This is a genomic window from Paenibacillus sp. SRL342 (assembly GCF_984798905.1).
Genome location: NZ_OZ481790.1, coordinates 5,828,102 through 5,850,203, shown reverse-complemented (window position 1 = coordinate 5,850,203; position 22,102 = coordinate 5,828,102). Strand labels below are relative to the sequence as shown.

Annotated in this window: 23 protein-coding genes and 1 riboswitch; of the genes, 13 read left to right on the top strand and 10 right to left on the bottom strand. The window is 44.6% G+C overall.

Translation table 11 applies throughout. The features are described from left to right. Window positions 1–117 precede the first annotated feature (117 nt). Window positions 118–259, top strand: a riboswitch (SAM riboswitch). Window positions 260–385: 126 nt separating this feature from the next. From AC4E8D_RS25770 to AC4E8D_RS25760, 3 genes are all read left to right on the top strand, one after another. Beyond that, the gene (locus tag AC4E8D_RS25770) at window positions 386–1,420 is read left to right on the top strand and encodes a methionine ABC transporter ATP-binding protein (RefSeq protein ID WP_221823578.1); all 1,035 of its coding nucleotides are present in this window, start codon (window positions 386–388) and stop codon (window positions 1,418–1,420) included. After that, window positions 1,421–2,080 (top strand): methionine ABC transporter permease, encoded by a 660-nt coding sequence (locus AC4E8D_RS25765; protein ID WP_036673326.1) that lies wholly within the window; start codon window positions 1,421–1,423, stop codon window positions 2,078–2,080. It begins immediately after the preceding gene. A gap of 75 nt (window positions 2,081–2,155) precedes the next feature. Continuing rightward, on the top strand, window positions 2,156–2,995 hold the full coding sequence (locus AC4E8D_RS25760; RefSeq protein WP_036605748.1) for a MetQ/NlpA family ABC transporter substrate-binding protein: 840 nt from the start codon (window positions 2,156–2,158) through the stop codon (window positions 2,993–2,995). A gap of 118 nt (window positions 2,996–3,113) precedes the next feature. On the opposite strand, the gene AC4E8D_RS25755 is transcribed toward AC4E8D_RS25760, so the two are convergent. Next, a complete protein-coding gene (locus AC4E8D_RS25755) occupies window positions 3,114–4,073 on the bottom strand; it encodes a DUF2167 domain-containing protein (RefSeq protein ID WP_221823576.1) in 960 nt (319 codons plus the stop codon). Between the two features lie 212 nt (window positions 4,074–4,285). Here AC4E8D_RS25755 and AC4E8D_RS25750 point away from each other — a divergent pair, with 212 nt between their 5' ends. Further along, on the top strand, window positions 4,286–5,065 hold the full coding sequence (locus tag AC4E8D_RS25750; protein WP_221823574.1) for an SDR family oxidoreductase: 780 nt from the start codon (window positions 4,286–4,288) through the stop codon (window positions 5,063–5,065). 138 nt (window positions 5,066–5,203) lie between these two features. On the opposite strand, the gene AC4E8D_RS25745 is transcribed toward AC4E8D_RS25750, so the two are convergent. After that, the gene (locus tag AC4E8D_RS25745; RefSeq protein ID WP_053783253.1) at window positions 5,204–5,449 is read right to left on the bottom strand and encodes a NifU family protein; all 246 of its coding nucleotides are present in this window, start codon (window positions 5,447–5,449) and stop codon (window positions 5,204–5,206) included. Between the two features lie 80 nt (window positions 5,450–5,529). On the opposite strand from AC4E8D_RS25745, the gene AC4E8D_RS25740 reads away from it, so the two are divergent. Then, window positions 5,530–5,784, top strand: coding sequence for a YuzB family protein (locus AC4E8D_RS25740; protein WP_036605750.1), 255 nt, complete (start codon window positions 5,530–5,532; stop codon window positions 5,782–5,784). On the opposite strand, the gene AC4E8D_RS25735 is transcribed toward AC4E8D_RS25740, so the two are convergent. Together AC4E8D_RS25735 and mqnE are read right to left on the bottom strand one after the other, a co-directional pair. Further along, on the bottom strand, window positions 5,781–6,842 hold the full coding sequence (locus AC4E8D_RS25735; RefSeq protein ID WP_036673332.1) for an NAD(P)/FAD-dependent oxidoreductase: 1,062 nt from the start codon (window positions 6,840–6,842) through the stop codon (window positions 5,781–5,783). The genes AC4E8D_RS25740 and AC4E8D_RS25735 overlap by 4 nt on opposite strands. Before the next feature lie 233 nt (window positions 6,843–7,075). Continuing rightward, on the bottom strand, window positions 7,076–8,182 hold the full coding sequence (mqnE, locus tag AC4E8D_RS25730) for an aminofutalosine synthase MqnE (protein ID WP_047841294.1): 1,107 nt from the start codon (window positions 8,180–8,182) through the stop codon (window positions 7,076–7,078). 628 nt (window positions 8,183–8,810) lie between these two features. On the opposite strand from mqnE, the gene AC4E8D_RS25725 reads away from it, so the two are divergent. Further along, window positions 8,811–9,167 carry a HesB/IscA family protein gene (locus AC4E8D_RS25725; protein ID WP_036605753.1) on the top strand — a complete coding sequence of 119 codons (357 nt, stop codon included), beginning with the start codon at window positions 8,811–8,813 and terminating at the stop codon, window positions 9,165–9,167. A 476-nt stretch (window positions 9,168–9,643) separates the two neighbouring features. On the opposite strand, the gene AC4E8D_RS25720 is transcribed toward AC4E8D_RS25725, so the two are convergent. Further along, complete coding sequence (locus AC4E8D_RS25720) at window positions 9,644–10,021, bottom strand: hypothetical protein (RefSeq protein WP_221823572.1); 378 nt, start codon at window positions 10,019–10,021, stop codon at window positions 9,644–9,646. Window positions 10,022–10,546: 525 nt separating this feature from the next. On the opposite strand from AC4E8D_RS25720, the gene AC4E8D_RS25715 reads away from it, so the two are divergent. From AC4E8D_RS25715 to AC4E8D_RS25695, 5 genes are all read left to right on the top strand, one after another. Then, complete coding sequence (locus AC4E8D_RS25715; RefSeq protein ID WP_339185451.1) at window positions 10,547–11,188, top strand: NAD(P)-dependent oxidoreductase; 642 nt, start codon at window positions 10,547–10,549, stop codon at window positions 11,186–11,188. Between the two features lie 286 nt (window positions 11,189–11,474). After that, window positions 11,475–11,840, top strand: a complete 366-nt coding sequence (locus AC4E8D_RS25710; RefSeq protein WP_221823570.1) for a hypothetical protein — start codon at window positions 11,475–11,477, stop codon at window positions 11,838–11,840. A 372-nt stretch (window positions 11,841–12,212) separates the two neighbouring features. Continuing rightward, window positions 12,213–12,764 (top strand): hypothetical protein, encoded by a 552-nt coding sequence (locus AC4E8D_RS25705; protein ID WP_339179128.1) that lies wholly within the window; start codon window positions 12,213–12,215, stop codon window positions 12,762–12,764. A gap of 150 nt (window positions 12,765–12,914) precedes the next feature. After that, window positions 12,915–13,793, top strand: a complete 879-nt coding sequence (rarD, locus tag AC4E8D_RS25700; protein ID WP_339305563.1) for an EamA family transporter RarD — start codon at window positions 12,915–12,917, stop codon at window positions 13,791–13,793. A 206-nt stretch (window positions 13,794–13,999) separates the two neighbouring features. Continuing rightward, entirely contained in the window at window positions 14,000–14,341 is a 342-nt protein-coding gene (locus AC4E8D_RS25695; protein WP_339305561.1) for a hypothetical protein, read from the top strand. A gap of 8 nt (window positions 14,342–14,349) precedes the next feature. Here AC4E8D_RS25695 and AC4E8D_RS25690 read toward each other — a convergent pair whose 3' ends face one another. The 3 genes from AC4E8D_RS25690 to AC4E8D_RS25680 all read right to left on the bottom strand — a co-directional run bounded on the left by AC4E8D_RS25690 (window position 14,350) and on the right by AC4E8D_RS25680 (window position 17,030). Beyond that, window positions 14,350–14,805 (bottom strand): hypothetical protein, encoded by a 456-nt coding sequence (locus AC4E8D_RS25690; protein ID WP_221823564.1) that lies wholly within the window; start codon window positions 14,803–14,805, stop codon window positions 14,350–14,352. Window positions 14,806–15,405: 600 nt separating this feature from the next. Continuing rightward, a complete protein-coding gene (locus AC4E8D_RS25685) occupies window positions 15,406–16,455 on the bottom strand; it encodes a glycoside hydrolase family 53 protein (protein ID WP_490205373.1) in 1,050 nt (349 codons plus the stop codon). 347 nt (window positions 16,456–16,802) lie between these two features. Further along, window positions 16,803–17,030 (bottom strand): hypothetical protein, encoded by a 228-nt coding sequence (locus AC4E8D_RS25680; protein ID WP_017692425.1) that lies wholly within the window; start codon window positions 17,028–17,030, stop codon window positions 16,803–16,805. 248 nt (window positions 17,031–17,278) lie between these two features. On the opposite strand from AC4E8D_RS25680, the gene ppk1 reads away from it, so the two are divergent. Further along, on the top strand, window positions 17,279–19,360 hold the full coding sequence (gene ppk1 / locus AC4E8D_RS25675) for a polyphosphate kinase 1 (RefSeq protein WP_221821024.1): 2,082 nt from the start codon (window positions 17,279–17,281) through the stop codon (window positions 19,358–19,360). Here ppk1 and AC4E8D_RS25670 read toward each other — a convergent pair. Continuing rightward, window positions 19,320–20,849: a Ppx/GppA phosphatase family protein gene (locus tag AC4E8D_RS25670; RefSeq protein WP_490205372.1), complete on the bottom strand. Its 1,530-nt coding sequence runs from the start codon at window positions 20,847–20,849 to the stop codon at window positions 19,320–19,322. The two genes, ppk1 and AC4E8D_RS25670, sit on opposite strands and share 41 nt — an antisense overlap. A gap of 25 nt (window positions 20,850–20,874) precedes the next feature. Further along, a complete protein-coding gene (locus AC4E8D_RS25665; RefSeq protein ID WP_017692428.1) occupies window positions 20,875–21,129 on the bottom strand; it encodes a hypothetical protein in 255 nt (84 codons plus the stop codon). 238 nt (window positions 21,130–21,367) lie between these two features. Here AC4E8D_RS25665 and AC4E8D_RS25660 point away from each other — a divergent pair, with 238 nt between their 5' ends. Beyond that, window positions 21,368–22,027: a YheC/YheD family protein gene (locus tag AC4E8D_RS25660; protein ID WP_221821022.1), complete on the top strand. Its 660-nt coding sequence runs from the start codon at window positions 21,368–21,370 to the stop codon at window positions 22,025–22,027. Window positions 22,028–22,102: the final 75 nt, after the last annotated feature.

Genomic DNA, 22,102 nt, shown 5'->3' with positions numbered 1-22,102 from the left:
TATACTGAGTTTCAATTAGAATGTTACAGTGACAAAGATTGAACTGATATTTCAAAAGTTACGTTCACATTATAAAGCATAAACTACATGAACTTATAAAATCCTACAACAACATATTTCTTATCGAGAGCGGCGGAGGGACAGGCCCGATGAAGCCCGGCAACCGATTTGTAACGACATGATACATGTATCATTCGTTATAGATGTTAGGTGCTAATTCCTACAAAATGGTGCGAGACACGATTTTGGCAGATGAGAAGGTATATTCTTTCACGTAAAGAGCCCTCTTTGTATCTGCAAAGGGCTCTTTTTTTGTACTTTAAGGGGAGTTTTCCTTTAGATCGGGTAAAGATACATGTAGGTGGTTGGAAAGGGGCAAGTGCGATTGATTGAATTAAAAGGTTTAACGAAAACGTACGGCAAAGGGGCAAAATCTACAACAGCGTTGTCCGAGCTGAATTTAAGCATCCAAAAGGGCGAAATCTACGGAGTGATTGGCCATTCCGGAGCGGGCAAAAGCACATTGATTCGCTGTATTAATTTGCTGGAACGGCCTACGGAGGGTGAGGTATGGGTCGACGGAATCAACCTTACTGAACTAAGAAAAACCGAATTGCAGCAACAGAGACGCAAGATCGGGATGATTTTTCAACACTTTAATCTGTTATCTTCGGCAACGGTATATGACAATGTAGCTTTTCCACTAAAGCTTGTGAATACACCCAAGGAAGCCATTGATCGCAAAGTGAAGGAAATGCTTGCACTGGTTGGTCTGGAGCACCACAGCAGCAAATATCCGGCTCAATTATCGGGTGGCCAGAAACAACGTGTAGGGATTGCGAGAGCACTTGCAAGTGACCCAAATGTTCTTCTCTGTGATGAGGCTACTTCGGCACTTGATCCGCAGACGACAAATTCAATCCTTAAGTTATTACTCGACATTAATGAAAAGTACAACCTTACGATTGTGCTGATCACACATGAGATGCATGTCATTCAGAACATCTGTGACAAGGTGGCTGTCATTCATCAAGGTGGCATTGTGGAACAAGGACCTGTAACAGACGTGTTCCTGAAGCCGCAGCATGCGATTACGCGGGACTTCATGATGCGTGACCATGAAGCTGGACTTGCTCTGGAAGAGACCGCTCTGGCAAATGCAGGCGTTGAATTGCAGGCAGGTGCTGCTTCCAAACTTGTGAAGATATCATTTCTGGGTAACAAAACGTATGAAGCGATTTTGTCTAGAACGGTACGTAAAACAGGCGTGGATTTTGCCATCCTGCAAGGTACAATCTCTACGATCAAACAGGTTCCTTATGGGCAACTGACCGTTCGGTTCGAGGGTGATTCAAATGCGATTGATCGGACGATATCAGAATTAACCGCTGAGGGACTTGATGTGGAGGTGCTTCGTTAGATGGATTTTTCAACCGTACGTTGGGAAGAGGTTGGCAAAGCTTCCATAGAGACACTGCAAATTTTGGGTGTATCAGGCTTGTTTACCGTTATCTTAGGTTTACCGCTCGGAGTACTGCTATTCATGACAGCCCGATCTGCTTCGATTAAGTCACGGGCAGTGTACACTATACTATCCCTGATTGTGAATATTTTGCGCTCAGTCCCATTTATCATATTGATTGTTGCTCTTATTCCATTCACTCGTATACTCGTCGGTACAGCTACGGGGGTGCTTGGTGTTATACCACCTTTGGTTATTTCGGCAGCTCCTTACTTCGCTCGTTTGGTGGAGACGACGTTGCGAGAAGTTGATCGTGGTGTCATTGAAGCGGCACAGTCGATGGGTGCATCGACCGGACAGATTGTAAGACGGGTATTACTGCCTGAGGCACTGCCTGGACTGCTTGCTGGTATAACGATCACCATTGTTACGCTCGTCTCCTATACGGCGATGGCGGGCATGGTTGGCGGTGGAGGTCTGGGAACACTGGCAATCAACTATGGATACTTCCGTTATCAAAATGAAATTATGATCATATCCGTAGTGTCGATGATCATTCTAGTGCAAATTCTCCAGATGGCTGGAGATCGCTTGGTTACATTTTTCACCAGGAAATAACACATAGATAACATGATGGATATGCATTAATGCAGATGCCACATGACAAAAATGATTAGAGAAGGGGTTTTACACATGAAAAAATGGTCTTTTGCTCTACTTAGTCTTATGTTGATTGCGGTTCTCGCAGCTTGCGGAAACAACAAGGACGCCGATAGCGGCGCAGACAATTCAGCAGGTGCACCTCGTACAGTTGAATTGAAAGTTGGAGCTTCACCTACACCACACGCAGAGATTCTGGAAAGCATCAAGCCTGAACTGGAAGCACAAGGTATCCGTCTGCAAGTTGTCACGTTCAATGACTATGTTCAACCCAATCAGCAACTTGCTGACAAAAAATTGGATGCAAACTTCTTCCAGCACCAGCCTTATCTGGACACAGAGAATAAAGAACGTGGATTCAACCTCGTTTCTGTAACACCTGTTCATGTTGAACCTTTTGGTGGATACTCCAAAAAGATTAAGTCTTTGGATGAATTGGCAGACGGCGCAAAAGTAGCAATTCCAAATGACCCATCCAATGGTGGACGTGCACTGTTGTTGCTTGCGAAGGAAGGTATCATTACGCTGAAAGACAACACAAATATTACATCTACGATTCAAGATATCACAGCCAATCCGAAGAACCTGGATATCATCGAGCTGGATGCAGCCATGATGCCTCGTCAATTGGATGAAGCGGATCTGGTATTTATCAACGCTAACTATGCGCTCGAAGCGAACCTGAATCCGGCGAATGATGCTTTGCTGATCGAAGATCTGCAAGGTAACCCATACGCAAACATCCTCGTTTCCCGTGAGGACAACAAGGATGCAGATGCAATCCAAAAACTGGCTGCTGCTTTGCACTCCGAAGAAGTAAAAACATTCATCAAAGAACGTTATAAAGGTGCAGTTGAACCTGCAACTGAATAATTCACGATATGTATGATATGATGTGAAGCTATTAAGAATAAGCCGTATATCTCTTCTGAAGAGATATACGGCTTATTTTATGTTTCCTAATCTGTGCTGACGTGGGGATCAACATAAGTCAGAGCTTTTCCGGTTTATCCACGTCAGATTGATGTCCAGATTGGCGGTAATAGGATAATTCATTTTGATCAGCATGCTGCTGTTCATCTGCTTCTTGCAGGTACGTCCTCTCGGAGGGAGAGAGTTTCTCTTCTTCTCCGTGTGAGCTTTTGATCTTGTATCTGATCCAACCGATCAGCCCAAGGACGACAACGAGGATCAACGCCCATCCTTTTTTGATCAAAAGAAGAGCACTGAATTTCTGGGAAGCTGTGTATCCGATCCCGCCCATCAGAAGACTGTTGAGCCCTATGGTGGATGTTTTGTCAGTCGAAGCATTGTACTCCTCGTAGGTGTATCCTGCATTGATGCTAAGCTTATGAAGTACGGTTTCCTCGAATGCCTGACGGCTCTGTTGAAAGTTGGCCGTATCTGTAACCAGAATGGCTGTGACGTACCCTTCGCGTGTCAGGAGTTTTACATTGTAATTGACCATGGATTGCTGATCAGCATTCTTGAAACCAAGGGAGTAAACCAACTGATGTTTGGTACTGTCATATGCCGGTTCGATTTCCCACCCCGTTATGTACGTTCTATATTCAGGATCAAGTTCTCTGTTATCTTCTTCTGTGCCTCGGATATAACTGCTTAACAGTTCTTCAGCACTCAAATTCTGATCGTCATCATGAATATGATCTGTTTTCACGTATTCAAACACAACATACCACGAGCCGAATTCACTATTGCTGGTTAGGCTTCCGATTTCGTTCCCATTAGGTTTTCCATCACTGTTAAGTATCGAGCGTTGGGTATTGGGCTTATCCAGATAGGAATGGCTTTCAGGGACTTCCAGGGTGGCCTTACCGTCCAGAGAGACAGATGCTGGTCCAGTAATCCAATCATACTCATCAGGTGCTTGTTCAGTCTCATTTGCGGCTGATACCTGTAAGGCACTAAAGACTGTGAATAAACTCAACATTAAAAGTGTAAGAAATGCTATCCATCTTTTGTTCTTCATATTCATGTAGAGGTCCTTTCGGGTTATATCCTCGACAGTACCATAGGTGTTTGTTTTCAATCAAGATATATTTGGAATTAAAGGTGGATAATCCCTTGTGGATAAGTGAGTTGTAGGAGGACGATAAATCTTTTATACTGGATAGTGACTGCTCTTTGAAGAGGGGGATGAACGTGAAGGGAAAGATTGCCCTCATAACGGGAAGTGCCAAAGGTCTTGGTAAAATGACGGCCCTCAGTCTGGCAGATCAAGGGTGTCATATTGCCCTTAACTATGTACACAGTAGAACAGAAGCTGAGGCTTTAAAGGCTCAGATTATAGCCAAGGGTGTGCGGTGCATTGCCATCCAGGCTGATATATCCAAGGTGGAAGATATCTCTTCATTGGTTGAGCAGGTGGAAGGCAACCTGGGCAGCATTGATATTTTGGTGAATAACGCGGGTCCATTTGTCCGTGAACGACGATTATTTGCGGATTATTCTGAAGCTGAGGTCCAGATGCTTGTGCAGGGAAATCTGTTGGGACCGATGGTACTGGATCAGCGTGTATTGCCAGAGATGAGACGCAAGCAATGGGGACGCATTATCCATTTTGGCTTCAGTCATGCTGGAGAAGCAAGATCTTGGCCTCATCGCGCCGTATATGCGGCTGCCAAGGTGGGTCTGGTATCTTTTACAAAGACACTCGCGGTTGAAGAAGCCCCGTATGGAATTACGGTTAACATGGTATGTCCAGGTGACATTCGTGGTGCGAACAAAGAGAAAACGATTGATGAAATGGCAGGCATCACCGATGTCGAAACGCCAAGAGGGCGACCAGGCAGCGGTGAAGATATTGCACGAGTGATTACGTATCTGTGCCTGGATCATTCCGATTTTATAACAGGCAACATTATGGATGTATCTGGAGGACTTGATCCGATTCGTCCAACCATACAGCGCGAGGATACTTAAAAGGTGAATTGAAGGATTGTTCGTGGAAACCCGTCAAAGGGACAGATGAAATGGACTCTCTGCATATGCACACAAAAAAAGAGCCCTCCGCTTCATGCGAAGCGAAAGGCTCTTGAGGTTTATTTCGTGAAGGATTGATTAGAATACTTGTACGACTTCTTGTACACCCTCTACTTCTTCGAGAAGGGCACGTTCAATCCCGGCTTTTAAGGTAATGGTGGAGCTTGGGCAACTGCCGCAGGCACCGACCAGTTTCAGCTTAATGATGCCGTCCTCCACGTCGACCAGTTCCACGTCACCGCCATCGCGCTGCAGGAACGGACGAAGTTTATCAAGCACATCAGATACCTCATCATACATGGTGCTTTGTGCGTTTTCGCTCATATTGTTCAACTCCTTTCCTTCCTATATTATATTACAAATGGCCACAAATTAAAATGGTCAAACAAAGCAGGTGAACCTAAATGAGACCGATTATTGAATTTTGTGCCAATAATATGCATTTTGGCACAGATGAAGTCATGGATCAACTGGAAGAAAATCCAGACTATGACGTGATTGAATACGGCTGCCTCACCAACTGCGGCCAATGTTCCATGACTCCATTTGCACTGGTGAATGGTGAAGTTGTCATCACGGACAAAGTGGAAGATCTATATAACGCCATTCTGGCCAAAATTGCCGAAGCCGATGTCTGGGACGAGCTCGATCTCGACTAACCGAGATGGCGCTTGGACATCCAGAGCACACCACTTTTCAAAATACGAGGTACACGTCCCATCATGGACGTTTTGCCCATCAGCCCAAACCCAGACTTCTTGCCGAGAGCACCCAGTGTGCCACGAAGCTTGAGTGGATGTGGATTGGGCTTTTCGCCTTTCCAGAGGGCATGCTGAATATGGGCGATCTGCTCACCCTGTACTTCCGCAGCTTGACCGCTAGGTGCATAAGGTACACTGGCACAGTCACCAACGACATACACATCGGTATATTCCGGGATTTGGTAGTATTCATTCAGGACGACACGTCCTTGAGGGTCTTTGGTCACGTCCAGATCCTGTACCACTTTTACGGGCTGAATGCCTGCAGTCCACACGACAGCATCCGTTAGAATCTGTTCATCCCGGTTATAGATAGCATTAGGTTCAACACGTGAAATGGCGATATGCCCGCGTGTCTCTACCTGATGTTCGTTGAACCATTCATGCACATACACGGATAGACGTTGCGGGAAAGCGGATAATACACGTTCACCACGATCCAAAATGCTGATGTTTAGATCCGGTCTGCTCTCACGAAGTTCGGCTGCCATCTCGACACCACTTAGTCCACCGCCTACGATATGCACATTGCCATAGGCTTTGACTTCATTAAGGCGAAGGTAGGTCTCGCGTGTTTTGCTAAAGCTCTGAATGGTACAGCTATAATCTTCGGCACCTGGTGTATTGTGGAAACGGTCCGTACAACCAAGTCCAATGACAAGTTTGTCATACACGAGCGGGTCTTGGCCTTCAAATTCAATCTGACGCTGTTCCAGGTCAATCGAAGTAACTTCTCCATAACGGTAAGTGACTTTATCGCTCACTGGAAATTGGATACGCAGGTCATAATCAGATACGGTTCCTGCTGCGAGTGCGTAATATTCGGTCTTTAATCCCTGAAAGGGGCTGCGGTCCACCAAAATAATTTGTGTATCGGATGGAATTTTACCCTCCAGAAGTTCCTTGATGATGGTGAGGCCGCCATAACCGCCTCCAAGAATGACGAAATTTTTCATGACTCGGCTTCCTTTCTGCATCAGTCCCACTGAAATGGGGCTGTAAACTGTGGAGCAGCTATGCAATAACATAGCTGCTCCTTTTGTTTGGTTTTGAATAATTAAAAAGTAGACGTTGAAAATTGAAGATATTATTCAGCAGTTTGCACCACTCGAATTCAAACGTCTCCCTATAATGAAAGCTGCGTTCTGGAGTGGTGCTGGTGCAATATTGGTTGTGATGGAGTTATATCCTATTCGTACACTTGAATTTCATTGTAGAACGTATCACGTTCTACCGGAATACGTCCTGCACCCTTAATGAGCCATATGAGCTCTTTACGTGTAAGGCCTTCAGGAGTGAGTGCACCTGCCGCATGACTAATCCGTTCGCGGACGATTGTGCCGTGTGCATCCGAAGCACCGAATCCAAGGGCAACTTGAGCTAGCTGTGGACCGATATTAATGAAGTATGCTTTGATGTGATCGATGTTATCCAGCATCAGACGGCTGATCGCAATTGTTTTGAGATCCTCATAAGCCGAGTTACGACGCATAATGCTCGCGTTTTTACTTTTTGGCTGCATGGAAAGCGGGATAAAGACCATGAATCCGTTGGTCTCGTCTTGCAATTCACGGATCTGCACCATATGGTTGACCCGGTCCTCATAGGATTCAATCGATCCATACAACATCGTAGTATGTGTACGCATGCCCAGGTTATGAGCAGTACGGTGCACCTCAAGATAACGATCGACGTTCGCTTTGTCTACACGCATTTTTTTGCGATATTCATCCGACAGAATCTCAGCGCCGCCACCAGTCAATGTTTTCAGACCTGCTTTTTGCAGCTCCTGCAGAACTTCCTTAATACTGAGTCCGCTGATGCGGGTGAAGAAATCAATCTCGGCTGCCGTGTAGGCTTTCAGCGTAACATCCGGATATTTCTCGTTTAAAGCACGCAGGGAATCGACATAATACTGAAAAGGAACATGGTTATTATGTCCGCCTACAATATGGAACTCACGCACGCCCGGATGAATATGCTGTTCTACATAATCGATCATTTCCTGACCAGATAATGTATAGGAGCCTTCTTCACCCTGGTCTTTACGGAAATTACAAAAAGCGCAGTGGGCTTCGCATACGTTCGTAAAATAAAGACTCATGTTTTCGATGAAATATACTTTCTTACCATTTTTCCGCAAGTTGGCCTCATTGGCCAGCTGGCCCAAAGTCAGCAGATCATCTGTTTCATACAGATATACGCCGTCTTCTACGTTCAGCCTTACGCCGTTCTGCACTTTCTCAACGATTTCAGCCATTCTTTTGTCTGTGAACGGTGTTACCAATGTAGACATACTGTTTCCTCCTGTTCTTAACCGGATTTGAGTTGTGTGTAGGATCTGTATACAGAACTACATAGCAAAGATGCGGTCAACTGCCGCCTTCTTATATGGACTAACTCTTATTTACCCGGTGCAGCGTGTGCTGCGTACGTAAAGCTAATTTTTTCATTAAAGTGAGTCCTGTGACTCTATATGCATTGGGGACTGCGGACAGTCTCGAAATGTGAAAAAAATTACAACTCTATATATGATCGTCACCTGAATAAGTCATGACAAAATATCGACATTTCAGTGCGACCACCTATTCATTATAAACCTCGTGTCGCGGGGGTTCAATACACTGGGAAGAAAAAGGAGTAGAGGGGGAACGCGGAAAGAGGCAAACATGACTTGAGACCCTTGACGGGGTGGAGTATAATTTAAAGAAGAGTTAATGAAAGGTTGTTCAAAAAGTACGCTTTTGATTACGAAGGATGCCTAGAGGCATCTCAGCGTCGAATATGGGATTCAGCCGAAATGTCCGTTGCTACGTAGTTTTGCCTACGCTCCGCTACTCCATTTCTATCTTCATCCCATCTTCTTGGTACTGAAAAGCGCCCTTTTGAACATGATTTTATATGAAAAAGGAGAGTGACCTGGCATGATTAACATCAGCGAAACGGCTGCTGACAGATTGAAAGAGATGCTTGCACAGCAAGAGACACCTGGTATGTTCCTGCGTCTTGGCGTAGCACCGGGCGGTTGCACCGGATTTTCGTACGCCATGGGCTTTGACGATAAAGAGTCCGATGAGGACTTGTATATGGATATTCAGAGCATGAAGGTTGTAGTCGAGAAGGAAAACCTGAAATACCTGGATGGACTTGAAATTGATTTTGAAGAGTCTGGTATGACGGGTGGTTTCACTATCCATAATCCGAACGCGGTAGCCACTTGTGGTTGTGGATCTTCTTTCCGTACGAAGGAAGACGCGGGCGTACCTGATAAAGATTGTTAAACTGGCGCGGGTTTGAGCGCATTCGGTAACGGATAACGGACGCAAGCATGTAACGGTAGCCTTACCAGTGCAGATTGTGAATTGCGCAGATATTTCGGTAGGTTAACAACCCGGGAAGATGAACGTTATCAATCCTTGAAATGCCATTTCAGGGTTGTGAATCACGACCTCTATGACGTATTAGTCTCGTACTAATTACGTTGTGGAGGTCTTTCTTTTATGGTCCGAAAAAAGGAAGGGTTCCACTCTCAGGCGGAAATCACCACTATTTTTCTAATGTACATAGAAATTCGAATGATATAGATTAAAACAACCACTCAAGGTTTTTCTAATTTCAGTCCTGTTTTCTATAACAATATGTAAGTATCGCTGAAACAAAAAAAGTACTGATTGAAGTTGTAAGTTGCAATCAGTACTTTACATTAGTTAATATGTTGTTCTCCAAAATATTCTTTAGCTAATTAACTTCATTTGAATTATGGCTGCACGATTTTGTCGAGATAATAATTCTGAATCCATCCCCAGGCTTGATATTTGTAACTATAGACATAGAGGTATGTCATCCCTTCTGCAACAACACTTTCCGTTCCGCCATAAACTACATCTCCGTAAACATGCGAACCAATATTTACTCCAGTTGGTGAAGGTGTTTTTCTAAAATTAGAATAGTCATTCACTCTATAGTATGAAGATAGAGCCAGTATGGATACATCTGAATTAGGTAATTCTTGAGTGATAGATGTTGCCTGTGTAGGTTGGATTACTGTATTACTAACATCTTCAGAAGCAAAGACTCCAGAAACAGGGATTAACATCGATGCAACTACGGATGTTGCGATGAATTTTTTTAACATGGCTAAACTCTCCTTTTTTTTGAATAGATTATAATTCGCTAAAATGAGTAAAATCACCGAGTGAGATGAAATAGAGTTATCTCTGATTACAAACAAATGCAAAAGAGTAAACTTAAATTATAAAATCAATTAAACCTCCTTATATTTACTTTTTTTTCTTTTATATCCCATCCCACATATATAATGTAACATATATATGATGGAAAAATATTGTAAAATATGTGTCATTTTTTTCATATAATCTAAGGTTATCTATTCCAGATTAAAATGTCATTTTTATAGTTGTATGTGGAAAACTCTATAACTACGCTCTTTTTCATAGTCTGTAAATGGATAAAACAGGAAAAATATCGAAGTGATTTTATTCATATCTTTATAAATTAGAAGATTGAGTTCAGTTTGTGGGTATCCTTTAATAAGAATACTGTCTGAGCGAGAAGAGTTGACAAACCTAGTTGTAACAACTATAGTTACAATATAAAGTTCAAACATAAACAATATCGATAATTTAAAGGAGAGATCATGATGAACATTGCAATCATTGGTGCAACAGGCAAAGCAGGAAGTGTAATTTTGAAAGAAGCAGCAGACAGAGGGCATAAAGTAACGGCAATCGTTCGTAATGCATCCAAATTGGAAGATAAAAGCCTGAATACGCTGGAGAAAGATGTATTCGATCTTACAGCAGAAGATGTTAAAGCATTCGATGTGGTTGTAAATGCATTTGGTGCACCAGCGGGTAAAGAAAACCTTCATGTGGAAGTAGGACAAGCGTTGATCAACATCCTGAAGGATGCACCAAACACTCGTCTGATCGTTGTGGGTGGAGCAGGAAGCTTGTTCACAGACGAGTCCAAAACATTGCGTGTCTTTGAATCCCCAGGATTCCCTGATGCTTATAAAGCAACTGCAACGAACCAAGGCCAAAACTTGCAGGATCTGCAAGCATCTTCAGGTATTCAATGGACATTCTTGAGCCCGGCTGGATTCTTTAATCCAGAAGGCGTACGCACCGGCCAATATCAAGCAGGCAACGACGTTATTCTCGTGAATAGCGAAGGCAACAGCTACATCAGCTATGCAGACTATGCGATTGCTTTGGTTGATGAGATCGAAAATCCACAACACAAAAACGAGCGCTTTACCGTTGTTGGCGAAGTGAAGTAACACTTTTAGATTATAATATGGAACATACAAACGGACGCCGATCTCAACAGATCAGTGTCCGTTTTTTTTATGTTATCGAAGAGGGATGCTCTGCAATAACGTTAGACAGGTTAGATGAGTATCGTTCAACTTCCAACTACTCCTTTGAATCTATGTTATATTATTCTAAAGATGGGAAGGAAATGTGATTGGGTGAAAACCATCTTCTCTTCATTGGAATTTCTGCGAGTTCAAAAGTATAAGGGAGTGAACAGTTGTGAAGATGTATTCTAAAGGAGTCATACTATTGATATTTGTGGTTTTAATGATTAGTGTATCGAGTGGTTCAGGGTTATCCCAATATACAAACGTTAAAAATACGATGAATCAATTTCACATTACTTCTCTTTATCCGAAAAATAAGAATGGACAGACATATGGTTCTGCCGCATATGCGACTTCTCCAGAAACGGAACCTGATTTAATCTTGGCTACTGGTGTGGATGGTACAGAAGGATATCTGCTGAAAAAAGACATGGATGGCGAGCAACCAAAAACACCTGAAGAAGCTATTGCGATACAGAACAGCAGATCACCAGACGGATGGGATATTCCACTGTATGACAAAGATGGTGAAACCGTAATTGGCGTGTTTCATGTTGGAGGAAAGTGAAAGTAACCAAAATAGGATCAAATGTGATGCTACCATACATAGACGATTCTTTTCTGAATGGCTTCCTACTACAGGATATGAACAGGTCGACGGAATGGAATTTGAAATTACTGGTGGTAAAGATGGACTGAATTTTGTTGAGCTATGGTTTGCTGTAAGAAAAATATCTTAGTTTTATTTCTTTTAGATTAGTCTTGAATGGTAACTTAATAAAGACAAATGGAGCAACCAACTGTGTCCGATTGGTTGCTTCGTTGTTCATTCACCTAACGGCCAGGGGAAATGCAACATTTTTCCTGTTAAAGAGGTCAATAAAGATGTACGAATTAATGTTATGAGAAGAAGGTGGATAAACTGAAGCTTCGTATAATCATGTTGATTTTTTTTATCTCTACCGTGTTTTTTATTTCTGATGTACAAGATGTTAAAGCCTTGTCATGTGCCGAATCGGGAGGTCCCCAAGAACAGTTAGAAATATATGATGGAGCTGTTTATGGTGAAGTAAAGCAAGTAAAGGTCGACTTGAAGCAAGAGGGATTTACGGGGACCAAAGAGAAAATTAGATATATTTTAGTGGAAGTTGAGAGGAGTTGGAATACTGAAGTTGACTCTCAACTAATTATTGCAACTAACTTCACATGGGGATTTGATTTCAAGGAAGGTAACAAATACTTAATATACTTTAGCGAAGTGGATGGTGAATTAAGTAGTAGTCCGTGCAGTTCAACCATCGAAATGAACAATATTAATCAAGCAACTGAACTATTCGGGGAAGGCTTTCCACCAAAACAACAAGTAAACGTAGAACACAAAATGTGGTTTATGTTTGAGCAAGATATTGATTTGTTTATCGTAGGTGTAGTCGTATTTGCGGCGATCTTTATCTTCTTCATGAGAGTAAGAAAGAAAAAACGCAAAGTATAATTTGGTAGCGCTAAACGGGGAATTTTGCTCAAAGAAAAAGTCATTTGAACTAGGCATGGATTCCTGTATGACCTATTACCCCCTTTACTTAAACGAGGATCGAGGCGTATAATCCGTTGAGATATCAGAGCAATAAGAGGGGATACAGTTATGAATAGTGGATTAATCAACGCGATCATTGCGTATATCATGTGGGGAGTTCTCCCGCTGTATTGGAAGTTGTTTGAAAATGTACCAGCAGGTGAGATTTTATCGCACCGGGTTGTCTGGTCATTTGTCTTTATGGGGATTTTCGTTGCCGTCCAACGTCGTTGGAGTGACATGAAGCGCATTCTGGCCAGTCGTTCGACCCTGCTGTCCCTTACCGCGAGTGGGCTGCTAATTGCTATTAACTGGCTTATCTTCATTTGGGCGGTTAACAACGGTCATGTCGTTGAGACAAGTCTGGGCTATTATTTGAACCCGTTGCTGAACGTGTTACTGGCGGTTGTCTTTCTTCATGAAAAGCCAAACCGTGGACAGTGGCTCGCGATTGCCATCGCTGGTGTCGCGGTGCTTATCATCGCCATCGACTACGGACGTTTCCCATGGGTAGCGATCTCGCTGGCCGTGTCATTTGGCTTGTACGGTCTGGCTAAGAAAAAGATTAAGCAAGACGCTTCTGTGGGTTTATTTTCGGAGACAGCTGTAGTTCTACCCGTCGCACTGGGCTACTGGATCTACTTAGCCATAGTAGGAAAAGCAACGGCATGGACGTTACCTGCGCCGATGTTCTTCGAACTGCTGCTTTCCGGTGTGGTGACGGCGCTGCCGCTGCTGTTCTTTGCAAGGGCGGCTGCTCGGATGTCGTTGTCCACACTAGGCTTCGTACAGTATATTGGGCCGACAATCATGCTGATCCTGAGTGTGTTTGTGTTCAAGGAAACGGTCTCGCCAGTTCTGCTTGTTGGTTTCGCACTCATCTGGACAGCGCTTATCGTATACGCTGCCGCATCGATACGTGCTACGAGACTCGCTAAGGTAAGCTGAACAGAGGTATCTGAATCGTTATAAATGCCCTTTCTGCCAATGAGGTGGAGAGGGCAATTTTTTGTTTGTTGGGGAGCGATAGGTCGATAAAAACTAAAAAGGAAGGCTGATCAACGTTATGGTAAAATACAGGAGTAGTAATCAAAAATAGTAACTAAAAATAGTAACCAAAAAGAGTAATCGAAAAACGAGGAGGCGACAGATATATGATCGTTAATGACCGTTACCGCAAACATGATCCATTCTTTGTAAAGAATGCTGTAGTTCAGATACTATTTCAGTTTGCAGTTTCAGCGATAATCGGTATTATATATGGGTTCATGATGGTCAACGAAACGATAGGTAGATATATTAATAAACTATTACCAAGCACGGATGGTCCGGATCTTCATTTATATCTGCCCGTTGTGGTTACAGTGTTTATCTACTCGTGTTTAATTCAAAAGAGACAACGGATTTTACTTGAAAAAATCTCATTTAGTTGTCTTCATATTTTGGTTGCCCTGCTAGGCTGTATTTGTTCAGTTGTTGTGTTATTAGTGATCTAATCTAAATCCTACGTATCTACACCTTCAGCCCCATCAACTGCATCAATGACACCGACAGCGAGTGTTGTTACCGCAGCAGCAGCTAAAAGATTCTTGGCACCAAGCTTCACTCTGTCCTTATCTTCCTCTTTCATGCCCACAACAACATCTTTACCGCTGTTATATACATACTTGGCTGATATCGCTACACCTTTTGCAGTATTGGTTACAGCACCTCCAATATCGGCAAGCCCCGCGTCTATGGCGGTATCATCTTTTCGAATTGCACCACTGGCAAGATCATATGTCCCGCTAGCCAGTTGTCCAACGGTTTTGCCTGTATTAATCGTAGCTTTTTCTACGCCGTTCCCGATTTCTTTGATAAAGGGGCTTCCTGCAATTTCACCAACAACCCTCACGCTGCCGCCCAACACTTTCCCAGTAACTTCCCCAGCTAACTGACCGAATCCTTTTAAAAAACTCATCCTTATGCCTCCTCTCCAATTAGAAGTTGATCCTATGTGTTATCTCAATAAACTTATTATATTCATATGTAAGCCAAAAGAACATCAGTCTCCAGCCCGAGTGATGCACCCCTCCTCGATTGATTGCGACACGCTTTAGGAGTGCCCGATCAGGAGCAGCAAGGTAGTGGAGGGGGCGGAATCGATTCTGAAGAAGCGGAGCGTTCGCCTTTATCCCCGGATTTTCCCCTTATCAGGGAATTCATAAAATCTGGGGATAACAGCGAGCATAAGAACGATCCGCCACCGGAACGCCCACCACGCTACCCCCTCAACGCAATCCAACGTAAAAAAAGGCGCTACTCCCACCGGGAACAGCGCCTTCCGCCTTTCGGTACCCTAATAACTTGCCTACACACGGTTTTAGAAGTATCTCAAGGAGCAGCAACGTAGTGGAGGGGGCGGAATCGATTCTGAAGAAGCGGAGCGTTCGCCTTTATCCCCGGATTTTCCCCTTATCAGGGGAATTCATAAAAATCTGGGGATAACAGCGATCATAAGAACGATCCGCCACTGGAACGCCCACCACGCTGCCCACCAATTCACTTCTACCCACCGTACCTAGTCAATAAATCCTTCCATGACAACAGTCGGCATCATATTGGACTGCCATGCGCCTTTGCCGTAGCCGCCGTTGTATCCTGGTGTAGCCTGAGGCTCCCAGTAGAATACACCTTTACCTTTGCCATTAGGCAGATTACGGATTTGGTTTTTCATCGCAGCAACAAAACTTTTACCAGCTGCAGCCTGGTTATTGTCCATGCCAATTTCGGAGATGATGATCTCTTTGCCATAACGGTTAATCATATCCTTGGCGTTATTTACCGTATTTGTCACAGCGGTGTTCCAGCCGGAAGCTGAAGGATAGAGGGACATGGCAATCATGTCAAAGTTAGCTCCGTTATTGATCAAACCACCAATATTCCATACATAGAGGGCGTTATCATCCCCACCTGCCAGATGCACAATCGTTTTGGTGCCGCTGCTCAGGGATTTCACTGCGTTATGGCCTGTGTTCACCAACCACGCATAGTTTTTCATGTTGGTGGATGCTTTGCCATCTTCCCATAACATGCCGTTACTTGTTTCATTCCCGATCTGTACCCAGTCCGGGGTAACGCCTTTGCTTTGCATCGCCGTCATAACTTCACGAGTGTGGTTCCATACCGCATCCATTAGCTGTTGGAACGTATAGTTTTTCCAGGCAGCAGGTTTGGTTTGCTGACCAGGGTCTGCCCAGGAATCGCTGTAGTGCAGGGTAAGCATTACACTCATGCCAGCATTTTTGGCACGTTGTGCGAGTGCAGCCGCACGCTCCTTATTCATGTAACCGTTCCCATAATCATTCGAAGGATTAACGAATACCCGAATGCGAACGGAGTTGATTTGATAGTCTTTTTTCAAAATATCAATGATGTCGCGTTGTACGCCGTTTTTATCTTTCCATTTGTAACCTTGGGCTTCCATTCCGGGAACCCAACTGATGTCGGCTCCTTTGGCGAAACTTGGTGCTGCGCTGGCATGCTGACCTGCGGGCAACATGATGGAGGTGAATAACAAAACAAAAGCCAACATGATGGATGTCTTGAAACCCCTTACATTTTTGAACATTACAAGATGCCTCCTCGGATTTAGGTTGAGTTGCATCCTAATTATAGCCATCCTGGTTTGCTCTACTAAAGGGTCCATTTCCAATATTTTGGGTGTTTTCTCAACCTCTCTACAGAAAAAGAGAAAACAAAAAGCCGTCCGAAGACGGCTTTTCTACCCGTGGCGCTTTTTGAAACATTGATCCGTATCCCGCGCCTCCACCAGACTCTTTTAATTTGAGCTAGTGGATCGGGTAAGGGACACGTTCAACATGACATTAGAAATGTTGACGCACCTCCTTTCCTTGTGGCAAGAGTATACAACACCTTGTTTCGGAAAGCTAGTCTTTTTTACGTATTTAAGCAAAATTATTTTTCAGTCTGGAACATCGTGATATCTCGTGCATAATGGCTCTTTGTTCCGTCATTGTTTCGGATGCGCACACTGTCTTCACTGATCCGCTCCACAATGCCACAACCGACCTCGCAATAGACACCAGCCGGGTCTTCCTGCCACGCGCTTACCATACATTGGGATAGTGCAGCCGTGAAAAACTCTATATTTTTTTGTAATGTTCTAGGTTTGTTGGATTTCATTATATACTCCTTTAATCAACTATATTTGGAATGAGAACAAGCAACCGGACCAAATCACACTGTACTTCACTTTACTCTGTCTATTGACCTTTGTAAAGGGATGGAAAAAGTTGCGGCCATGAGGTATCATTTACATAAATTTTACGTAGCGTTTACACTGCGCTGACGCTTGATGTTGATTACGAATAGTACAATTATATGAGAACTTCTAACCAAGAATAGATATGCAACACATTCGGAGGCCATACATGCATAGAGACGTCAAAACAGGTAACTACGTTAATCGTGATTTGAGTTGGGTTGAATTTAATCGGCGCGTACTTCAGGAGGCCCAGGATCCAACAACGCCTCTGCTGGAACGCATGAGATTTCTCGGCATTGTCGCTAGTAATCTGGACGAGTTCGTCAGTGTAAGGGTGGCGGAGACAAAAGAGAAGATCAAGGCCGGATTCACGCAAAAAGATTTTACAGGATACACGCCTTCGGGATTGTACCGCAGATTGATCAAACGAACCGGGACCATGGTCGCCGAACAGTATAAAACGTATCGTGAACTCATTCGTATACTCGCCAAGAAAGGCGTGAACATTCAGGAATATACAGATCTTAATGTGACACAGCAGCGCGCAATGGACCAGTACTTTCATGAAATTATTTTTCCGGTACTCACACCGATGGCGATTGACCAGAGTCGTCCGTTCCCGCTGGTACACAACAAGTCTGTCTATCTGTCCGTGATGTTACAGAAGGAAGGGGAGCAAGAGGGCGAGCCGTTTATGGCTATTGTTCAGGTACCTTCCAATCTGCCGCGGGTAGTTCAGGCTCCCATTCGGGCGAATAGCAAAAAGAAGACATTCATACTGATTGAAGATCTTATCAAACATCATATCCATACGCTCTTTAGCGGATATATCTCGCTTGCTGCACAGGAATTCCGAGTGACCCGGAATGCGGATCTGTTTATTAATGAAGAAGAAGCGGAAGATCTGCTTGAGGCTATTGAGAAAGAATTGCGCCGCAGACGCCGCGGGGCTCCTGTACGACTGGAAGTCTGCAAGGATTTTCGTCCGGATGCCTTATTGGAATTGCAGGATGAATTCGATATTCAGGACCCGGTATATGAAATTGATGGACCACTTGATCTGAGTTTTCTGGCGGGATTCGTGGACAGTCTGGAAAGTTTCTCACATCTGAAATACAGTCCGGTGAAGCCAGTCTACCCCCTTGAGTTTCTGCCAAGAGAAAGTCATTTTGAGCTGCTGCGCAAACGCGATGTACTGGTGCATCATCCATATGAATCGTTTGAACCGGTCACTGATTTTATACTGGAGGCTTCGGAAGATCCAAGAGTACTGGCCATCAAGATGACATTATATCGGGTCAATGGCGATTCACGCCTTATTCCGGCACTTGCACTTGCCGCTGAGAGTGGTAAGCAGGTCACGGTGGTGGTGGAACTGAAAGCCCGGTTTGATGAAGAGCGCAACATTGCTTGGGCCCGTAAGCTGGAGAAGGCCGGATGTCACGTGGTATATGGACTGGTTGGACTGAAGACCCATGCCAAAATCATTCTCGTCGTACGCAGGGAACAGCAGGGGCTGAGACGTTATGTTCATGTAGGAACCGGTAACTATAATGAGAGTACAGCCAAAGTGTATACGGACGTGGGACTATTCACCTCTAATCCAATTATTGGGGAAGATGCATCCGAATTGTTCAATGAGATTACCGGATACTCCGGTCCGAAGGCATTGCAGGCGTTCCGCGTAGCTCCAGATGGGATGAAGGATGAGCTGTTTGCACTGATTCGAAGAGAAACAGAGCATGCGCTGAAAGGCAAACCTTCCAGAATCATTGCCAAGATCAACTCCTTATCCCATCAGGAAATGATTGATGAATTGTACGAGGCTTCTCAAGCCGGCGTTCAGATCGATCTGATTGTGCGTGGTGTATGTTGTCTGCGTCCAGGGGTGGAGGGACTCAGTGAGAACATTCGGGTCATTAGCATTGTGGATCGCTTCCTGGAGCATTCCCGGTTGTTTTATTTTGAAAACAGCGGCAATCCCGATGTATTCATCTCCAGTGCAGACTGGATGACACGTAACCTGAATCGAAGAATTGAACTGATGTGTCCCGTATTCGATCCAGAGTTGAAAAAGATGCTGGTGGATATTCTTAATCTGTCGCTTATGGATAATGTCAAAGCCAGAGAACTTATGCCTGGTGGCAATTATGTATTTGTAAAAAATGAAAAGCCCCCGCTGAGAAGTCAGACGGAGGCCATGGGTATTATCCCTTGGAAGCCTGCTGAATGGAGTGCGTTAACGTAACTCCCCAGGCTTCCTTCAGATCCTTGACGGCCTCTTCCAGGCCATCAAGTTCCAGTAACGGCTCAGCTGTACAGGTGAATTGCACCTGCAGCGAGTCGTTTTCTTTTGTTGCTTTGATCGCAGCGATGCTCTCAGATCGATTAATGGCTTCGACTACGCGCAGCAGAGAGCCAATTCGATGAGCATGCCGCTCATCCGAGTTTTTCAGAATGTCCCGGTGCTTATTCAGCAGCTGGGGCGTTCTTTTTTTGGGATGATAATCAGCTGCACTGGCACTTAGAATGGTCTCCCGATGAGAAAGTCCATAGATGCTTGCATTCATAATCCAATAGGCCGAATGCTGTGTATAACGGAAATAGTTAATCTGCTTACCTGCCATGTGCAGCATGGAGGATGCATACAGGATTCGGGCATCTGCTTGATCAGGAGGGGTACCTTGTAATGCCGTATACAGGGTAACCATATCCTGATGAATCCGTTGCAGACGTTTCTCTGGAATAGGCGGACCAAAATGGATAAAGTTGCGGATACTGTCCTTCAGCGCGTCTGGAACGACCGGCTGATCTCCAGCCATGTAATCTCGCAATAACCCGTCTCGTAGACCCGCGCCACTAACCACATAACGATCTCCCTGTATTAACTGGAAGATTGTTCGCAGGATCAGTACGCCAGGCACAATGATGTCTGCGCGATCTTTGGCGAGCCCAGGTACCTTTTTGCGTTGTGCTGAGGTGAGATGTGGCAAGGAGCGAGCGATGTTCTCCATCGCTTCCTCACTGATCTCATAATGATGGCTGACAGGCAAAGAATACTGGGTACGCTTTTGTTCCACTTTGGCGAGTGTACGCATTGTGCCGCCAAGTCCGATGAGTGGCAGACCAGGATGCTCACGAATCCAATCCTGTCCACGGAGAGCCTCAATGACTTCGTTGCATAATGCATGTGCATTAGTCTCGGTCCACTGATCTTCGCCCCCGTAACGGGCATGTGAATTCACTGCACCAATGGGGAGGGAGATGCTATGTAACCTTTTCCGATCCCGAAAGACCGTGATCTCTGTGCTGCCACCTCCAATATCCACGACGTAACCGTCTGCCAGATCAATGGATTGAGTGACACCAAGGAACCCATAATAGGCCTCCCGATCTCCCGATACACATTCAATGGTAAGTCCCGTCTCTGTCTCCAGCCATTCAATAATCTCCAGAACATTGCTTGCATTACGAATGGCAGCGGTAGCTGCTGCGCGAATCAGTTTGGTCTGATACGCTTCACAGGTCGCTTTGAATTGACGCAAGATGGTAATGGCTTTATCCAGAGAATGGCGCAGAATGGTTCCATCGGACTCAACAACGCTGCTCAGACGAGCGGCATATTTGTCTTCATGAATGATGCGATAGGCTGCGTCCTGATCCAGTTCATATATAACTAGACGAATGGAGTTCGAGCCGATATCAATAATTCCTAAGGTTTCATTAGTACGTGTCATAAGCATCTCCTTCTACAGAGTTCAACTACCCAAAGTGAAGAAGGGCAGCCATGGCTTCCGGTGAACCCGGCGGTGTGGCAGAGAAGGGCGTAGTTAACATAACAACAATGATAAAGACGATGAAACAGGCAAATATAAGACAACTCACGGCAAAGCCGCGATTACGCTTTTGCATAAACAGTCGAATACCTGTGACAAAGAGAAGTACCGTAACAGCTACCAGAACGATCGACATTGCAAAATAGGCTACGCCATAAAGTGATTTGAAAAATGCTTCCATTTGTTCTTAACGCTCCTTAGATCCTCATATTTAAGCCCTTCCAAGCCATTCCTTAGTAGCATACGACAGATTGACTTGTTTGAAAAGCAAACCGGGCGCTTGTTCCCGTTTCCGCCATCACCCCTGAGACAGGTTACATGGAAAAGGGGCCTTTGCCGTGGACAGACATCCAAGAAAGCAAGGCTTCTGTTGAGTATGTATAAGGAAGGACTATTGTTTCAAGGAAGGAGATCAACCCATGTCGAGACAACTTGCAAGCAAATGGCGGAAGACAGCGGCTCTGATGAAATACCCGATAGCTGCTGTCCATATCCCACAGACCAAGGCATTCAACCCGGGTAATCTGCTGCAAATGCTCAGTCGTTATGGAATGGTGTATGTCAAACCTATTGTCGGTGGTGGAGGTTACGGTGTCATCCGGGTATCGGCGAGCGGTGGGGCTTATCGATACACCCATATGAAAACGACCCGTTCTTTCGCCAGTTTCAGTCAGATGTATCGCTCTCTGGTGCGTGTAAAGGCTAGACGCAGGTACTTGATCCAGCAAGGCATTCATCTGGCAACGATTCAAGGGAGACCTGTTGATTACAGAGTCAAAGTTGTCAAAACCGAACGAGGCTGGGTATTCCGTTCTTTAGTAGGACGACTCGCTCGTCCCGGGCTCTGTGTGACGAATCTGAGCAAGGGTGGCACCATGTTATCAGGAAGGCGAGCTCTTGGTTTATCCCTGCCACATATATCCGGTCGGCACAAACGCCGGGAGATGCGTTCACTTACACTGACGTGTACGTACATTATGGAGAGTCAGTTCCCTGGTGTAGGTCAGCTTGGATTTGATTATGGACTGGATTATTCAGGCAAGATCTGGATTTTGGAAGTAAATACCAGACCCCAATAGAAAATGAATGGGAAAGCTCAAGAAAATCCAAGAAAAACCGATAATATATAGAAGAAAACGTTATGAAAACCGTTT